Source organism: Candidatus Limimorpha sp. (genome assembly GCF_056203535.1).
Window position 1 is genome coordinate 86,422 of the sequence record NZ_JBADWU010000122.1, and the last position, 15,744, is coordinate 102,165.

A 15,744-nucleotide genomic window follows, 5' to 3' on the forward strand; every position below is an offset into this window, starting at 1 on the left:
TGCCGTATTGTGACTTAAAAATGCACCTTAAAAATGTATTTTATATTTTATTTTTGCACTTCTATGGTGCAATTTTGTATTTTTGCAACTCAAATAAGCCTGCATTATGGATATAAACCTAGTGAATTACATGCAGAATCAATTGGCAAGTACGCCAGTAAATTTCAAACGGTATATGTTTGAAAACATTGATTGGGAAAGCAGAATGTTCGGCTTGGTTGGCCCGCGTGGCGTTGGAAAAACCGTTCTTTTTCTGCAATACATCAAAGAGAATTGGAGTAAAAAGAAAATGTTTTACGTTTCGGCTGACAATTCCTATTTTTCCAATCACACATTGGTTGATCTTGCTGACGAATTCAGCAAAGAGGCAGGAGAGCACCTATTCATTGATGAAGTCCATAAATATGAAAACTGGTCACGCGAACTGAAACAGATTTATGACACCCATCCTGACATGAAAATCTCTTTTACAGGTTCTTCTGTGCTTGAAATCAACAAAGGCGAGGCTGACTTGAGTAGAAGAGCACCCATTTACAAGATACAAGGATTATCTTTCCGCGAATATCTGGTCATGTTTCATGGCTTGAATGTTCCTGTTTTAGAATTGAAGGATATTATTGAAAACAAACCGTTTGCGATAGAGGGCGTAAGTCATCCCTTGCCGCTTTTCAAAGACTATTTGCAAAAAGGCTATTATCCGTTTGCATCCGACAAGCAGTTTGATGTCATCATGAACCAAACCATCAATCTGACCATGGAGGTGGATATACCACAATATGCCAACATGAATGTGTCTACGGCGCGAAAACTCAAGAAACTATTGGGAATCATTGCCATGAGTGTACCATTCAAGCCCATTATGGATAAAATATCCAAGATGATTGGAGTAAGCCGCAACGATATTGGCGATTATTTCCTATATATGGAAAACGCAGGTATGATTTCGCAAGTCAGAGACGCCACAGGCGGCATTATGGCATTAGGCAAAGTGGAAAAAGTCTATTTGGACAACACCAACATTGCTAATGTCTTAGGTGAACAGGCAACCGATATTGGTAACATCCGCGAAACGTTTTTCTTCAACCAGATGCGAGTGAAAAACAAAGTTTTTGCTTCCAAAACATCAGATTTTGAGATAGATGGCATCACCTTTGAAATCGGTGGAAAAGGGAAGGGAAAGAAACAGATTTTATCTACTCCAAATTCCTATGTGGTGAAAGATGACATTGAGTTTGGCTCAGGGGACATCATTCCTTTGTGGTTGTTTGGGCTGAATTATTAGAAATTTCGCCAAAGGAAAAAACGTGCTCGCCGAGGCAGATATTTTGAGACTTCTTGGCTCTATTTATTCAAAAATATACATTAATTCTGGTGTTTCGGCTTGCCGACGATAAAAACTCTCAACTCCTAACTCCCAACTCCTAACTTTTTCCTACCTTTGCGCCAAATTCAATCTAAACGATATGTTAAGCGAACAGGAACAAATCAGAAGAAATTCTTTAGCCGAATTATATAAGTTAGGCATCAATCCTTATCCGCAGGCTGCTTATCCTGTGACGGTGAGCACTACGGAAATCCTTGAAAAGTTTGACGACAACAATCTTGAGCAGTTTCTGGAAATCAGCATTGCCGGCCGCATTATGAGCCGCCGCATCATGGGTGCTGCTTCGTTCTGCGAACTGCAAGATGCAAAAGGCCGTATCCAGCTGTATATCAAGCGCGATGAAATCTGCCCAGACGAGGACAAGACCATGTACAACACGGTTTTCAAACGTCTTTTGGACATCGGCGACTTCATCGGCGTGAAAGGTTTTGCATTCCGCACACAGATGGGCGAAATCTCCGTTCACGTCAAGGAACTGACTGTTTTGAGCAAATCGCTGCGCCCGCTGCCGATTGTCAAGGAAAAGGATGGCGTTGTTTACGATGCCTTCTCTGATCCTGAATTGCGCTACCGTATGCGTTATGTCGACCTTGTGGTCAACGACAAGGTGAAGGACATTTTCATCACCCGCACCCGCATCATCGACAGCATCCGCCGTTTCTTCAACGAAAGCGGTTATCTCGAAGTAGAAACACCTGTGCTGCAAGCCATTCCGGGCGGCGCAACAGCCCGTCCATTCATTACGCATCACAATGCCTTGGACATTCCGATGTATCTGCGTATTGCCGATGAATTGTATCTGAAACGCCTGATTGTCGGCGGTTTCGATGGCGTGTATGAATTTTCGCGCAACTTCCGCAACGAAGGCATGGACCGCACACACAATCCTGAATTTACCGGCCTTGAAATCTATGTGGCCTACAAGGATTATATTTGGATGATGGATTACACTGAAGCCATGATAGAACGCGCCGTCACCGAAGTGCTTGGCACCGATACCGTGAAAGTCGGCGACAATGAAATCTGCTTCAAGCGTCCGTTCAAGCGCATCACCATGATTGATTCCATCAAAGAAAAGACCGGCATCGATATTACAGGCATGGACGAAGCCCAACTGCGCGATGTGTGCAAACAACTTGATGTTGAAGTTGACGCATCAATGGGCAAAGGCAAGCTGATTGACGAAATCTTTGGCGCCAAGTGCGAAGGCACCTACATACAGCCTACTTTCATCACCGATTATCCTGTCGAAATGTCGCCACTTTGCAAGCGCCACCGCAACAATCCTGAACTGACCGAGCGTTTTGAGCTGATGGTCAACGGAAAGGAACTGGCCAACGCTTACACCGAACTGAACGACCCAATCGACCAACGTGCCCGTTTCGAAGAACAAATGAAACTCTCAGAACGCGGCGACGACGAGGCCATGTTCATCGATCAGGACTTCCTCCGCGCTTTGGAATATGGTATGCCGCCAACCTCAGGCATGGGCATCGGCATCGACCGTTTCGTCATGCTGCTCACGGGCCAAACCACCATTCAAGAAGTGCTTTTGTTCCCGATGATGCGCCCTGAAAAAGTGAAGAAAGTCGCCAACAAGGAAGACTTTATGGCTATCGGCGTTCCCGAAGCATGGGCCGAAGTTTTGGTCAGCAATGGCTACACTTCCGTTGAGGCAATCAAGGAAGAAAAGGCTTCCGCTCTGCGTGAAAAGCTGAATGGCCTCCGTAAGAAAAACAAACTCGACATTCCGGCCTTGCAGTTGGAAGATGTTGAGGCTTGGCAGAAATAAATCCAAATAAAATATTAAATTCTCCCGCTGATCTCGCTGATTTCCGCTGACTTATTTACGGAAATCCACGCTATCAGCGGGCGTCTTTTTGTAAGCTCCTCCGCGCTATTTGCGGGAGACTTTTTGTCGGCCTCTCTGCGTAAGTCTGCGTTATCTGCGGGAGGCATTTTCAGAACTCCATCACTAATTTCAAATTAATGTATCGTGGAGTGAGATAATTAGGAACGCCGTATGACTTGTTGTCGGTGTTTTTTACCCAAGTATATGAAATTGTGTTATTTATGTTCAGCAAATTGAAGACTTCGAAGCTCACAAACATATTCTTGACATAGTTGAGCGGATTGCCTTTTCTGAAGCTGCTGCCTTCATAAATGAGTTGTTTGCTGAAGCCGATGTCGACACGACGGTAAGGATTGAATTTTCCGGCAGGATAATAGAAATCAGAATTGTTTGCATTGACGGGCAAGCCCGTTCCGAAGGTCAAAGTCATATTGACGTGCCAAGTCGGAGCCATTGGAATATAATCCTGGAAGAAAAGAGAAAAACTCAGCAACTGATTGGAAGGGCGGTCGTGCCATCCCAAAGCAATGGTGTCGGCGACGGCAGCATCGGAATGGTTGTAGAATGGCAGCTTTTTCCCTTCACTGTCAACAAGATAATAATCGCCCTGTATGTCTTCTTGCGTCTTCATCAGCGAAAGGCTTGCCCAGCTGTCGATGCCTTTCACAAATTCGCCATTCACCTTTAGGTCGATGCCAGTCGCGTATGCTTTTGCCGATTGGTCGGCGTAATAGCGGATTTTCACGTTGTCGATGTCGTAAGGAATCACATGGGTGAAATACTTGAAATAGGCTTCCGAAGTCAGGATGAAAGGACGGTTCCAGGCGCGGAACTTGAAATCGTTGCCCAAAACAATCTGATAGGAACGTTGCGCTTTTGAATCGGCAAACAAGGTTCCGTCGCGCTTACGGATTTCGCGATAGAATGGCGTTTGATGATAAACGCCTCCCGAAAGCCTGTAAACCAACTCCTTGCCTTCCAAACTCGGACGATAGGCGATGCCCGCACGTGGACTGACATAAACTTTCTTATTATAACCCCAGTAATTGGCACGCAGACCGCCTGTAATGACAAATTCACCGTCGTCATGGTAAGGTATCGTCCATGAGTTTTGGATGAATCCATCCAAATTATTGATGGAAAGCAGATTGTGTGATTTATAAGTTGTGTTTACATCCAAATCCGGCAGCAGATTCAGATTCTGAGGATTACCAATTGAATCATGTGGATGCGGCAAGCTGTAACCAGCCGAGTCAATCATCTGCCATTCATCCACGATATCGTCAACTTCCTGATGCTGGAAACGCAAGCCCCATTTCATCAAGCTGTTGCCAAAAGCGTATGTTCCCTTGTGGTCGAAATTATAGACTTGGGCATAGAAAGCGTTACGGGCGTGTTTGATATGTTTGCCGACATCGTTATAAACCATGACTTCGCCAGAAGTCTCTGAACCCAAACTGAGGTCGCGTTCACCGAGAAAATACCAACCTGTAATGTCGTATGTTTCGGTTTCGTAAGTCGAATAGGCAGAAGCTATCAGCTTGAGATTCAAATTATTATTAGGTTTGTAGGTCAAGGTCATGGCACCGAGGCCCGTTGTGTAGTCATCGGTTTCCTTGCCGTCGAAATTGATTTTCAGGCGCATCGCCTGATTGATGGTTCCAAAATCTGTTTCACCGGATTCGGGCCTTAATGCATATTGGTTCTTTGAGTAATAGCCCAAAAACGACAATTCCCATTTTGCATTGAAATTGTAGTTCAGTAAGGCTTGAGCATCGGCGAAGTTCGGATGATAGGACCCTTTTGTGTCCATCAGGCTCAAGGCAAGCGCCGTGTTTTTGTAGCGTGCTCCGACGAGATAACTGAATTTTTCGTTTTTCGTGGCACCTTCAACATGGGCTTCAGCGCCTAACATACTCAAAGTCAATGAGCCAGCTGTTTCTCTTGGCCTTTTGTAAGTGACATCCAAAACCGATGACATTTTGTCGCCATACTCCACCGAAAATCCGCCGGCGGAAAACTCGATGTTTGAGACCAGACTTGAATTGACAAAGCTCAGCCCTTCCTGCTGCCCCGAACCAACCAGAAAAGGCCTGTAAATCTCAATGCCGTTGACGTAAATCAAGTTTTCATCGAAATTGCCGCCGCGCACCGTATATTGCGAACTCATTTCGTTGTTCGAAGTCACACCCGGCAAGGTTTTTATTAGATTTTCAATGCCGCCGCCCATTGATGGGAGGAGGGTTACTTGTTTTGCATCCAAGCGCGTTAGGCTTGAAGCATCGACAGCGCGGTCACTGATGACGGCATCGGGCAGGTTCTGGGCCGTTGAGGTTAAAATTATGTCAAGTTTGCGTTTTTCGTCTGATTTCAGGTTGATAAATTCCTTTTTCTGTTCGTATCCGATGTAGGAAAAAACAATTTCCCAAGTGCTGTCGCAAGGTAAAGTTAGTTCATAATAGCCTCTCGCATTGGTTGTTACGCCGAATGTTGAGCCAGGCACAGCCACATTTGCCAAATCAATAGGGTTTTTCTGTTCGTCGGTCACTTTGCCGTAAATCATCCCCGTCTGCTTTTGCTGGGCAAAGGCGAAACAAGTTGAAAGCAGCAGTGCTATTAATAATAGGTGTTTACGCATATTGAGATAACTTTGATTTGGCCGGAATATTGTTTCAAACAAAAAAAGCCGCTGCGCAACGCACAGCAGCTATATTTTTTCAGTTCACATTCGGGTTTACCAACGGTTTAAGTTACCCTTTTCGGAGGCGTCCATGATAGCGGCATAAATGCCCTTCTTGTTGATGGTGCGCAGACCAGCTGCGGAAACCTTCAGGACAACCCATTCATCCCATTCCGGAACGTAGAACTTCTTGATTTTCAGATTAGGTTCGAATGTTCTCTTGGTTCTCTTGTTTGAGTGAGAAACGTTGTTACCAGTAATCGTCTTTTTACCTGTAATTTGACAAATTTTTGACATGACTCTATTCCTTTTATAATTAACAATTGCCTTTTTCCAAAAGGGACTGCAAAAGTACGCTTTTTTTCGATACCACAATCCCCTATCTTCAAAAATCACGCAAAAGTAGGAAAATTTTTGAAACGTATTGACTTTGGACAAGAAATTAATGTTGATAGGTCTGTTGAAAAATCGCAAATGACCGTAAATGAGCCGATAAACCATGTTCAGAAAACATTTGTCGGATTATTTGTGACAATTTGCGTTTCGTCTTTTTCCAGCAAGCCGAATTAAATCCTATCTTTGCAGTCCAAAACGACACAATTTAAAATGAAAATTGAAGATTTAAAGGTTGGAAAACTGGTTTATACCATTCAGGCTGACAATGCCGACGGCGAGATTTTGGAAAGTGCCACCGAAGAGAAACCGCGTGTGATGATGTTTGGCGTGGGCCGTATCATGAAGAGTTTTTCCGATGGCTTGCGAGGTTTGGAAGCTGGTGATTCATTTGCCTTTACCATTTCGCCTGATCAGGCTTTCGGCTGGCACGACGACGAAAAAGTGATGGATGCTCCACTTGGCATTTTTATGGAAGACGGAATAATCCGAGAAGATTTGCTCGTGGTCGGCAATGTCATTAAATTGCAAGATAAGGATGGCCATCCTTTCGATGGAAAGATTATGGAAATTTTTGAAGACCATGTCGTTATGGATTTCAATCATCCTTTGGCGGGTCACAGTCTGTTTGTGAAAGGCAAGGTTTTGGAAGTCAGGGAACCCACGATTCAGGAAATGGATGAGGAAGTGGAATATCGGAAAAATCATGGGCATCATTGCCATCATCACGAACACGGCCATTCCTTTGATGGCGGAAACTGCGACTCATGTCATTAAAACATGAAACAAAGTCTTAGAAAACTATATAAAAAGTTCAGGAAACTAATCCTTTATGCTGTTTTTGGAATAGTCAGTACGGGATTGGAGTTTGGCATTTTTAGCATTTTGCTCCAATCAATGTCCTATCAGTGGGCCAATGTCATTGGATTTCATGTTGGCATTATCAGCAGTTTTTTCCTGAATAGAAAATACAATTTCAAAGTCAAGGACAATCCTGTTTCGCGTTTCCTGGTTTTTTATGGCATTCAGCTTATAGGTCTGTTAATCAGTTCATTGGTTCTGATGTTCTTTATTGAGAATTTGGGATGGGACAAGCTTGTTGCCAAGGCTTTGTCAATTCTTATTGTCGCCCTTCTTCTTTTTGAGCTTAATAACCTGATTACATTCAGGAGGAAAAGATAAATTAAGTAACAGTGTGTCAATTCATTCGCTTGCGCATTCAAAATTCCTGTACAATCTGTAAAATATGTAGTTCATTGATAATCAGTACAATCTACGTAATCTGCGGTTTAAAAAACATAGTTTATTCCTTGAAAGACTTCTGTCCGTCAGATTAATTGTTACCTTTGTCGCGCCTTTTGTGAAACAGTTTCCATCAGGCTTTCCGCATGCTAAGTTTTAGACTGAAATTGCAGTTTGGCTTGCGGAATCAAGGATGATTTCAAATTTTGCAAACCAATTCAACACCATGAAATTCACTAAAACAGCAGTATTCATTTCATTTTTTCTTCTTCAAGGTTGCAATGCCTACAGACACAACACGGCAAATGAAATCGGGAAAATAACGGTTACAAGTCCCGATGCCGTCAAGTATCTTCCCGGTTTTCCGGCTTTCGATGACAAGGATGCCTTTTTCAACGATTCAATCATGTATGAACGTGGCTATGCCATGAGAGACAGCGAGCGAGGCAGACAGGCCATCGACGATGCCAGTATTCAGCTCGATTTTTATCACAAAAGGTTTGGTGAGGTTATGGGGGTTAACATAAGCGAAGAAAACACTCCTGCCATAGCTAATTACCTGAAAGCCACCCATTCATTCGCAGGAAAGAGCATAGTGAAAGCCAAAGGCAGTTTTAGCCGTGAGCGTCCGTTCAGCTATTTCGGCGAGTCTTCGAGTATTCCTAAAGATGAAGAAAAATACGGAGCATACACCTCTTATCCTTCGGGACACAGTATCGGGGCTTGGATAATTGCACTATCTTTGACGGCCATCGACGACGAGCACGAATGTGAAATCATCCGCGTGGGCTACGAACTCGGACAGAGCAGAGTCATAACGGGTTTCCATTATCAGAGCGATGTGGAGGCAGGCCGTTTGGCTGCCAGCGTCGTTTTTGCAAAAATAGTTTCGGACGAGGAATACATCAAACTTATGGATCTTGCACGCAAGGAACTGCAAGAATTAAGGAGCAAGTGATTTTCCGATTGAAAAAAATCCTACCTTTGCAGCACTTTTCAGAAATTGTCTAACTCATTAAAAATAAAAAGAAATGGCTTTTAACCTCAGAAACAGAAACTTCCTGAAGCTTTTGGACTTCACACCGGAAGAAATAAAGTTTTTCCTCAAATTGGCTGCCGACCTGAAAGCTGCCAAATATGCTGGAACCGAACAACCACACCTCACTGGCAAGAACATTGCCTTGATTTTCGAAAAGACCTCAACCCGTACACGTTGCGCTTTCGAAGTTGCCGCTAAGGATCAGGGTGCTCACGTCACTTATCTTGGACCTACCGGTTCACAGATTGGCGTTAAGGAATCCATGAAAGACACAGCCCGCGTTTTGGGCCGTATGTTCGATGGCATCGAATACCGTGGTTTTGCTCAGGACATCGTTGAAGAACTGGCTCAGTATGCTGGTGTTCCGGTTTGGAACGGCTTGACCAACGAATTCCACCCGACACAGATTTTGGCTGACTTCCTCACCATGCAGGAACACAGCGATAAACCGCTCAACCAAGTCACTTTCGCTTACTGCGGTGATGCCCGTTTCAACATGGGTAACTCACTGATGGTTGGTGGCGCCAAGATGGGTATGGATGTCCGTATCGTGGCTCCAAAGGAATTGCAGCCAAATCAGGAACTGATTAATACCTGCAAGGAAATCGCTAAGGAAACAGGTGCAAAGGTCACCGTTACCGATAACGTTGCCGAAGGTGTCAAGGGTTGCGACTTCTTGTATACCGACGTTTGGGTATCGATGGGCGAACCTGCTGAAGTATGGAAGCAGCGCATCGACCTGCTCATGCCTTACCAGGTCAACAAGCAGATGATGGAAATGACAGGCAACCCGAACTGCAAGTTCATGCACTGCCTGCCGGCTTACCACAACCTCGAAACTCAGGTTGGCCGCGATGTCAACGCTAAGTTCGGTCTCGACGGCATCGAAGTCACAGAAGAAGTGTTCGAATCAAAGAACAGCATCGTTTTCGACGAAGCCGAAAACCGTATGCATACCATCAAGGCTGTCATGGTGGCTACCTTGGGCGACTAATAAATAGGAATTTTTGAATTTGGTTGCAGGGATTGCCTGACGGCAAGAAATCAAATCAATAATCTGTCAAAAATCATATTTTCTTGATAGTCCTTTGTGAAAGAAAACAAAGATTTTTGAAAGATTTTAAATGAGGATTTTAATAAGATTTCTTCGGCGAAGCCGAATCCTGAAAAATCAATAAATTCAATATGACATCTTAATTTGGAATTGCCCTGCCTGTGCGGGGCAATTCCTTTAAAAACAGGCATCATGTTATCACTTTTCACAGGTTCGGGCGTCGGCCCTACGGTCTTCTATCTGGCAGTCTCCATCGTGTTGGGTCTGCTGCTGGGCAAACTGAAAGTCGCTCACGTTTCGCTGGGCATCACCTGGGTGCTTTTCATAGGCATCATTCTGAGTGCCTTGGGCATTTCGCTCAATGGCGAAATGTTGCACATCATCAAGGAGTTCGGTTTGATACTCTTTGTCGTTGCCGTTGGCTTTCAGGTCGGACCAAACTTCTTTGCTTCTTTCAAAAAAGGCGGCTTGAAACTCAATCTTTGTGCCATTGCCATTGTCGCTTTGGGCGTTTTGACCACGGTGTTGATTAGCCGTTTCAGCGGCGAGCCTCTGGAAGTGATGGCTGGCGTTTACACGGGCGCCATTACCAACACGCCGGGCATGTCGGCGGCGCAGCAGACGGTCGGCGAACTGGGCATTTGCAGTCCCGAGACGATAGCCAACGGCTATGCCGTGGCTTATCCTTTAGGTGTTGTCGGCCTCATAGTCAGTTGCCTGATTATCCGTGCCGTGTGCAAGGTGAAACTGGATAACGAACCTATGTCGGATGCCAATCAGGAAGATGTGCGGGCACCGAAAAGCGAGACTACGAAAGCCGCTGCACAACGCCATAAGATTTTGCTGATACCTATTTTCCTGACCATTGGTTTGGGCATCGTATTAGGCTCGATTCCTGTCCCGATTGGCATGTCGGCACCGGTCAAGTTGGGTTTGGCAGGCGGCCCATTGGTGATGGCCATTCTGGTCAGTTGGATTGGCGTGAAAAAAGGTTGGCTCGACACCGATTTCACTGGCAGCCACGGTATCTGGATGTTGCGTGAAGTGGGTATTGCCCTGTTCCTGGCGGCTGTCGGTTTGGGTGCCGGCGGCAGTTTCATCGACACCATCAAGGCGGGCGGCTATATGTGGATTCTGTATGGCGTCATCATTACCATGGTGCCAACTTTGCTGGTCGGCATCTTCGCACGCCTGGTGCTGAAAGTCAATTATTACACTTTGATGGGCGTGATTGGCGGCGCCACCACCGACCCGCCGACTTTGGCCTTTGCCAATACTGTTGCCGCCGAACAGCAGAAAGCCACAGGCAGAACCGAGGAAAACCAGTTGCCGAACATGGGCTATGCCACGGTTTATCCTTTGACGATGTTCCTGCGTATCTTCACGGCACAGTTGCTGGTGCTTTTGGCAGTGTAAGGGAAATAAATCTTACATGAATCATTAGCAAATCTAAACTTGAAAAAATCTGATTTACAACATTTTACTAAAGAAAATACGAAAAGAATCTATAAAAAGATGTTACAGGAGTTATGATAATCATTTGCCTATGAACAACAGTTTCCTCAGAGGCTATCGCTATCTCTACAAAGTGACTTGGTTTAAGTTTATCTTAATCATGTTGGCGGCGTTAGCGACAATGGTTTTCCTTTGTAAGATTCCAACATTTTTTCTGGAGGCTAAAAGGAGTAATCCTAATAGTTATGGTTGGATTTATCCTATTTTTGCTTGTTTTATCTCACCCTTAATTGAAACAGCTTGTATTCAGTACTTGTTGTATAAGATTTTTGCTTTTTTCATTGCCAAGAAAAAAAGATTGTTTCCTGCTTATGTTTTAGGCAGTTCCATTATATTTGGATTATTTCATCTTTTGGGAGCCGATGCAAATATAGGATGGTACATTTATAGGTTCTGCACAGGCATGGCTGGGGGATTGGTATTCTCCACGACAATGTATTTTATGACTCGACGGAAACAGTATCCGTTTTGGTCAACAGTCGCGGTTCATGCAATTGCAAATACATTGTTAATTTGTCTGTCTTTAATTGAGATTCTTTTGCAAGGATAAGATTATTTTAGGCATCTATATACATTTAGGCCCAAACAGTGGAGAGATTATAAACATCAAACCAATGTGGATTCCCGCCCGTAGAGCGGGAATCTCAAGCTGCTAATTCAGCTTGATTTATACCGTTATCGATGTAAGATAAACCGTCATGGGTTAAAAAGTATTTTATTCCCCAAATAAATAACAAAAACCTGAGAAAAAATCGCATCGTCCCCTTGCGTGGGTTTCCAAAATATATTATTTTTGCACCTCGATGATTGCAAACCAAAAACCGTCTCATTCATTATGAATCCTTTGTTATGAATGTTTTCGGGTATGGTGCAGCCTTTCATCACGTTCAAATAATAACCCGGAAACCTGCATGAATCAGTGTGACGACAATAATTATGGCAAATCTCCTGCAATGACGCTTTGTGACATGGCAAAAAGTGCCGCGCAAGGCGGATTGTCCGTTTGTGACATGGCAAAAAGTGCCGCGCAAGGCGGATTGTCCGTTTCTGCCTTGTCAAAAAGTGCCGCGCAAAGCGGATTGTCCGTTTGTAACATGGCAAAAAGTGCCGCGCAAGGTGGATTGTCCGTTTGTGCCATGGCAAAAAGTGTTGCGCAAGGCGGATTGTCCGTTTCTGCCACGACAAAAAGTGTCGCGCAAAGCGGATTATCCGTTTCTGCCACGCAACATTGCACCATGCAGTTTTTCGCATCAAAAAGAACAACTCGGGGAAGCCACACGCTTCAAGCCGGAGCCGTGCCTGTCCCCGCCCTTCTGCCGAGGCAAAGCCATTTTGAAGGTTCCCAATGCATCCATCCAAAAACAACAGCACACATCATTAAAACTATTACCCATTCTATGAAAGAAAGAAGAGAAGAAAGAAGGGAAAGACATTATGGATGCGGATGGCCAGCCAATTACTCCAAAATGAAGAATCTTACTTTGGCCTCGAACTGCCACACTTCGGAAGTGTCGGCGGTTGCCACTCGCCTTGTGGCGCTTTATAAAGGCATGGAGTTCGCAGAGGACTCATATCTCACCAACGCCATGACCGGCTTCATCAGCCTGTCGGAGCGTATCACCGCGGCTGTCGACCGTAGCGTCCTCGCCGCCTACGACACTGAGGACCGTAACCGTTCGCAGTGCCTGCGTCAGTTTCATCATCTTCTGGTCGGCTCGCAAAGCTCGCAGGATGCCGTGGTGCGCGACAGCGCCAACGCCATCAGTGCGGTTTTCAAGCCCTGCGGACTTGCCGTCCTGCACAAGGGCCTCGATGAGAAGACCGGTCACATCAACGCACTGCTTGACGACCTCGACGAGACGGCCATGCAGCAGCATGTGGCCAACATTTCGGGTATGCCCGACTGCATTGCACAGCTGCGCGAAGCGCAAGCCGCTTTCGAGGCAAAACGCGCCGACTACCAGTCGCGCCGCGGCTTCCTGCACAGCAGCGCTTCGGCCACCGAACTGAAAGGCCTGATCCGCGAGCAGCTGAACACCGTGCTGATTCCATACTTCCAGGTCATGGACGGCGTGAAGGGAGGCAACTATGCGGAATTCAACACGACGCTGCGCGAAGTGATTGCCTCGGCCAACGCCACGGCAAACCAGCGCAGAGGCCGCAGACAAGCCCCAGCCCCTGATGAAACGCAAGCCGAACCCCGTCAAACCGTTGAAGAAGGAGGTCTTTCGGCTTAAACGTTACTTTGTTTTCTCTGCTTAGACAGATTGCCCGAAAGACAAACTCTTAAGCAGTAAGGCAGCCCCAACCGCAAACGGCCATCCGCCATCCATAACGGGGCTGCCTGTTTTATTGTGTGATAATTAAAGGCAATAATATACAATTTGACCTTTTTAAAACCAAAACATACAAAACCCGCAAAACCTTTCTCAATCCACCTTTGAATCTCGCAACCACTCGATTCATGCCCGGCAGAGCATCGGAGATGCGGAACCCGATGACCCCCGATTAGGGGGAATCGGACAGGAAAGAAAAAAGAGATTAATGATAAATTTGTTAGAGATTTGTTTCCAAAAAACAACTTGGGGTCTAAAAGAATATTATTGCCTTCATTTTTTACTTGCAAAATCAAAATTTCGTATATTTGGAGCCGAAAAGAGAAATGAAAATTGGAAGCGGGGCAGCCCGCCACAAAAGTACAAATGCTTTAAAGAGAACAACCATTAATTTTGACGACTATGAAAAGTAAGATTATCTTTTTATTACTAATATTAAATTCTGTTCTTTTGCCAGCCCAAATCCGCATAGATTGGCAGCAATGCTACGGGAGTATGGGAAACGATGATGCAAGGGGTATCATTGAGAAAGAAGGTGGGTACTGGGTCATTGGTAAAGCAAAGGAACCGAGCGGTATGGTTACATGTGAAAATGAAACAGGAAATGCTTGGCTGATTGAAATTTCAAGTGAAGGTGATTTGGTGGAAGAACATTGCATAAACATGGGGGCAAGTGAGAAGGGAGGACTTTTCAAGAGTCTGAGAGACGATTTCTATGCTATCGGCATGGCTCCTGATACTTTTAGTGAAAAAGCACAACTAAACGTGACAAAGATTAATCCTGATGGAGAAGTTGTATGGACAAGAAATTTTGGTGACAAGAACAAAGCATTTTGGCATCTTCCTAATGGAACAACCACTGCTGATGGGGGTATCATCGTCGGCATTGACACACAATGGGCTGGTGGTGACATTAGCAATTACTACGGAATTGATGATGTGTGGGTGATAAAGGTCGACAGCCTCGGCAATCTTGAATGGGAAACCACTTTGGGAACGAATGGTGATGAAATTGCCGGAAGATATACATTGTCAAGAGACGGCGGCTACTATGTTTCGATGTGCGGTCGGCCAGGAAACAACGGTTCAATAACGGCTTGCACGCCTCAGACGACCGACATGTACGACGGCCTTCTCGTGAAATTGGACGGCAACGGGCAGGTGCTATGGAACCGCTGCTATGCAGGAAGCGAGGACGACCAAATCTATCAGGCTCTCGAACTGGATGACGGGTTACTGTTGCTCTGCGATACGCAATCGGATGACCGTGATGCCGAAGGTGCGGGGTATCATTTAGGTTATCCTCATGGCGATGAGTTTTACGGAAAGACCTGCGACATCTGGCTGATAAAGACAGATTTTGATGGCAACATCATCTGGAGCAAGTGCTATGGCGGCACGGGACACGAGTTTCCGCTCAAGGTGTTTCAGAACGAGGATGGCGGCTTCACCGTGTTTGGCACAACACAATCGCTTGACGGCGATGTGGCAAGCACAAGCAACATGCACCCGCATCAACCTGAAGTTGGCCAGAAGATATGGGTGTTCCGCATAGATGCAGGGGGAAATATGCTTTGGGAAAGGGCCATAGGACACTATGGAAATACGCCGATTTATTTAGGAGATGTCATAAAACACGATGATGTCACTTATACATTGGCTGCCACTTCTCCGGGGTCTTCTTCAACTAACACTCTTTATAATGGAGATTTGAACTGCTCAAATAGTGAGTTTTGCGGATATAATAACTACTGGGTCCTCCACATCACCGACATCTTCAACTACGACGACCCGACAGGCATAGAGGAACAGCCAAAGGTGGTGCCGCTGCAAATGAAGGTACATCCTAATCCTGCCACCACTTGGGCGGCCATAGAATATACGCTGCCCAACGGCAATGCCAAAGCGGAGCTTTCCGTTTTCAATGCCATGGGCATAAAAGTGAAGCAGGTTGAATTGGATGGGAATCAAGGGCAAAAGGTTCTTGATTTGCGCGGTTTGGCACCTGGGGTGTATTTCTTTACCCTTTATTGCGACGGCATAAAGAAGTTGGAAAAACTGGTGGTGGTGCGCTAATGATTAGTCAAGTCGTATCCTCGCATCCCCGCGACCTCGAAATCCAAATTGAAATTTAATTATGCTCACTTACTTACAAACTTTTTATTAATTTTGCAGCCTGAGAAAACATCACGTTATGAAATACCCGATCGGAACCCAGACGTTCAGCAAAATCATCGAAGAGGGCATGG

At 45.3% G+C, this 15,744-nt stretch carries 13 protein-coding genes; 11 read left to right on the forward strand and 2 right to left on the reverse strand.

All coding sequences use genetic code 11. The annotated features are described in order from the left end of the window. Positions 1-106 precede the first annotated feature (106 nt). Both AC06MN_RS15175 and lysS read left to right on the forward strand, forming a co-directional pair. Positions 107-1,282, forward strand: coding sequence for an ATP-binding protein (locus tag AC06MN_RS15175; RefSeq protein WP_475673219.1), 1,176 nt, complete (start codon positions 107-109; stop codon positions 1,280-1,282). 181 nt (positions 1,283-1,463) lie between these two features. Next, entirely contained in the window at positions 1,464-3,176 is a 1,713-nt protein-coding gene (lysS, locus tag AC06MN_RS15180) for a lysine--tRNA ligase (RefSeq protein ID WP_475673220.1), read from the forward strand. A gap of 169 nt (positions 3,177-3,345) precedes the next feature. On the opposite strand, the gene AC06MN_RS15185 is transcribed toward lysS, so the two are convergent. Continuing rightward, entirely contained in the window at positions 3,346-5,874 is a 2,529-nt protein-coding gene (locus AC06MN_RS15185) for a TonB-dependent receptor (RefSeq protein ID WP_475673221.1), read from the reverse strand. Between the two features lie 96 nt (positions 5,875-5,970). Next, positions 5,971-6,213 carry a 50S ribosomal protein L28 gene (gene rpmB, locus AC06MN_RS15190; protein ID WP_475673222.1) on the reverse strand — a complete coding sequence of 81 codons (243 nt, stop codon included), beginning with the start codon at positions 6,211-6,213 and terminating at the stop codon, positions 5,971-5,973. A 309-nt stretch (positions 6,214-6,522) separates the two neighbouring features. Here rpmB and AC06MN_RS15195 point away from each other — a divergent pair, with 309 nt between their 5' ends. The 9 genes from AC06MN_RS15195 to AC06MN_RS15235 all read left to right on the forward strand — a co-directional run bounded on the left by AC06MN_RS15195 (position 6,523) and on the right by AC06MN_RS15235 (position 15,571). After that, positions 6,523-7,086 (forward strand): FKBP-type peptidyl-prolyl cis-trans isomerase, encoded by a 564-nt coding sequence (locus tag AC06MN_RS15195; protein WP_475673223.1) that lies wholly within the window; start codon positions 6,523-6,525, stop codon positions 7,084-7,086. A 3-nt stretch (positions 7,087-7,089) separates the two neighbouring features. Continuing rightward, positions 7,090-7,491 carry a GtrA family protein gene (locus AC06MN_RS15200; RefSeq protein WP_475673224.1) on the forward strand — a complete coding sequence of 134 codons (402 nt, stop codon included), beginning with the start codon at positions 7,090-7,092 and terminating at the stop codon, positions 7,489-7,491. Positions 7,492-7,777: 286 nt separating this feature from the next. Further along, positions 7,778-8,509, forward strand: a complete 732-nt coding sequence (locus tag AC06MN_RS15205; RefSeq protein WP_475673225.1) for an acid phosphatase — start codon at positions 7,778-7,780, stop codon at positions 8,507-8,509. Positions 8,510-8,582: 73 nt separating this feature from the next. Then, positions 8,583-9,584 (forward strand): ornithine carbamoyltransferase, encoded by a 1,002-nt coding sequence (locus AC06MN_RS15210; RefSeq protein ID WP_475673226.1) that lies wholly within the window; start codon positions 8,583-8,585, stop codon positions 9,582-9,584. A 252-nt stretch (positions 9,585-9,836) separates the two neighbouring features. Continuing rightward, positions 9,837-11,060: an aspartate-alanine antiporter-like transporter gene (locus AC06MN_RS15215; RefSeq protein WP_475673227.1), complete on the forward strand. Its 1,224-nt coding sequence runs from the start codon at positions 9,837-9,839 to the stop codon at positions 11,058-11,060. Positions 11,061-11,190: 130 nt separating this feature from the next. Then, positions 11,191-11,709: a CPBP family glutamic-type intramembrane protease gene (locus AC06MN_RS15220; protein ID WP_475673228.1), complete on the forward strand. Its 519-nt coding sequence runs from the start codon at positions 11,191-11,193 to the stop codon at positions 11,707-11,709. Positions 11,710-12,122: 413 nt separating this feature from the next. Further along, positions 12,123-12,560, forward strand: coding sequence for a hypothetical protein (locus AC06MN_RS15225; protein WP_475673229.1), 438 nt, complete (start codon positions 12,123-12,125; stop codon positions 12,558-12,560). After that, entirely contained in the window at positions 12,557-13,396 is an 840-nt protein-coding gene (locus AC06MN_RS15230; protein WP_475673230.1) for a DUF6261 family protein, read from the forward strand. The genes AC06MN_RS15225 and AC06MN_RS15230 overlap by 4 nt, the downstream gene beginning before the upstream one ends. A gap of 549 nt (positions 13,397-13,945) precedes the next feature. Beyond that, entirely contained in the window at positions 13,946-15,571 is a 1,626-nt protein-coding gene (locus AC06MN_RS15235; protein WP_475673231.1) for a T9SS type A sorting domain-containing protein, read from the forward strand. Positions 15,572-15,744: the final 173 nt, after the last annotated feature.